Below are 2,039 nucleotides of genomic sequence, written 5' to 3' on the forward strand. Positions count from 1 at the left end.
CAGTGGACAAGAGGAAAGAGCTGTGATGGATTTGCCCCAATAGGGCCTTTCATTGAAACCGACCTTGACCCATTGAATCAAAAAATAGTGACTAAAGTCAATGGAGAAATCAGACAGAACTCAAACACTTCCCAAATGATCTTCTCACCACAGGAAATAATATCATACGTTTCACAGACAATGACATTGAATCCAGGAGATGTGATAGCTACAGGAACACCTCCAGGTGTAGGTGAAATGAAAGCAGATTCCATTGTTGAAGTGACAATAGAAGAGATTGGAACATTAAAGAACTACTTAATCAAGGAAGAATAATGGATATTTAATCAAAAAAGAACTATCTAATCAGTAAGAATAAGAGCTATTTAATCAAAGAATGAAAAATCTTGAATTAAATAGATAAATTATTATAATACTTTACAATATATTATAAAATAGAATATCCTTTATTTAAAAAAAGGAGTTCTGAAAAAGAGGTGAAAACATGGCATTAAATAAAATTTGTATATGTGCAATCGTATTATTCTTTTTATTACCAATAATAGGATTCTTTATGCACCACTTTTGGAAAATGTTAATAATTGGTATTATCATTTCCGTAATTGTGGGAATATTCGGATGGTTCAAAGGAGACGAAATAGCTCCTTAAGTATCTTTTTTATTAGCTTGGTGGAAGAATGATTATAGAACTTATAATAATAGCTATCCTATTGATGATCATATTTGGGCTATTGAAATGGTTTATGAAGATAGGAATGAAGATCTTTATCATAGCAATTCTTATATTCATCATTATGGCATTATTAGGATATATATTCTAACAACAAGGTGATAACGTGATGCTAAACAGAATCGTTCTAACAGCAATCGCTTTAATCATAATCTTGACATTATTGCAGCTGTTCATAAAAATAAGCTTTTGGGTATTCATCCTATTAATCATTATACTCATAGCTGTTGCAATATACGGATTCATGAAAGGCGAATAATTAAAAGTTTTTTAATCTAATTAAAAAACTTTTTTTCATTTTTTAAAATGAAAATCATATTTCTATTTTTTAATTTTATTTATAAAGACCACTATTTCAAGTGTAAAAAATAAGGAGTGTAATATCATTTTTGAGCATGAAAATGTTATTTCATTAAAGGATTTTGAAAAGGAAGATATTGAATTTATCTTAGAGGAAGCAAGCAAGCTTGAAGATGTTGCAAAATCTAAGGAGAAATCTAGAGAGCTTGAAGGAAAGATTTTAGGGCTTCTATTCTATGAACCTTCCACAAGGACAAGGCTATCTTTTGAAACCTCAATGAAAAGGCTTGGAGGAGACTGCATAGAGCTTGGAGATGCTGCACACAGTTCCGTTTCAAAAGGAGAAAGCTTGGCAGACACCGCAAAGATGTTTGAGTCATACTGCGATGCAATAGTAATCAGGCATAACCTTGAAGGAGTGTCCAGATTCCTATCAGATATAGTGGATGTGCCAATCATCAATGCTGGAGACGGCGCAGGACAGCACCCAACCCAAACATTGCTCGACCTCTATACCATCAAAAAGCACTTCGGAAAAATAGATGGATTGAAGATTGCACTTCTTGGAGACCTGAAATACGGCCGTACAGTGCATTCCCTTGCATATGCACTTGGAATGTATGATGTTGAAATGAGCTTTGTCTCACCGGATGAGCTTAAGATGCCTAAAGAGACATTGCACGACCTTGAAGAAAGCAACATAAAATACAACCAAACCAATTCACTAAAGGATGTCATCGATGATGTTGATGTGCTTTATGTCACAAGAATCCAAAAGGAAAGGTTCCCGGATGTAGAGGAATATGAACGCATCAAAGGAGCATACCTGATCAATAAGGATTTGCTTGAAGGCAAAGACCTTATAGTCATGCATCCGCTTCCAAGAGTGGATGAGATTTCATATGATGTTGATGATACAAAGTACAACAAGTATTTTGAACAGGCAGCAAATGCAATACCAGTCAGAATGGCTATTTTAAAAAATGTAATTACTCATAGGTTTGAGTAA

The 2,039-nt window shown here is 33.9% G+C and carries 5 protein-coding genes; all 5 read left to right on the top strand.

Annotated features, from left to right (window positions below; translation table 11 throughout):
• Positions 1–315 (top strand): fumarylacetoacetate hydrolase family protein (locus ACKI67_RS09845; RefSeq protein ID WP_407463356.1); only part of this gene is annotated, 315 nt, incomplete at its 5' end.
• A gap of 169 nt (positions 316–484) precedes the next feature.
• Positions 485–649 (top strand): hypothetical protein, encoded by a 165-nt coding sequence (locus ACKI67_RS09850; protein WP_407463357.1) that lies wholly within the window; start codon positions 485–487, stop codon positions 647–649.
• 28 nt (positions 650–677) lie between these two features.
• Positions 678–821, top strand: a complete 144-nt coding sequence (locus ACKI67_RS09855) for a hypothetical protein (protein WP_407463358.1) — start codon at positions 678–680, stop codon at positions 819–821.
• Between the two features lie 15 nt (positions 822–836).
• Entirely contained in the window at positions 837–989 is a 153-nt protein-coding gene (locus tag ACKI67_RS09860) for a hypothetical protein (RefSeq protein ID WP_407463359.1), read from the top strand.
• A 123-nt stretch (positions 990–1,112) separates the two neighbouring features.
• Positions 1,113–2,039, top strand: a complete 927-nt coding sequence (gene pyrB / locus ACKI67_RS09865) for an aspartate carbamoyltransferase (RefSeq protein WP_407463360.1) — start codon at positions 1,113–1,115, stop codon at positions 2,037–2,039.

The organism is Methanobrevibacter sp., from assembly GCF_045577275.1.
Taxonomy (GTDB): Archaea; Methanobacteriota; Methanobacteria; order Methanobacteriales; family Methanobacteriaceae; genus Methanobrevibacter.

Excerpts from the sequence above, each read along its gene's own strand:
- ACKI67_RS09850 (WP_407463357.1), top strand. The coding sequence starts at position 485 with ATGGCATTAAATAAAATTTGTATATGTGCAATCGTATTATTCTTTTTA.
- ACKI67_RS09855 (WP_407463358.1), top strand. The coding sequence starts at position 678 with ATGATTATAGAACTTATAATAATAGCTATCCTATTGATGATCATATTT.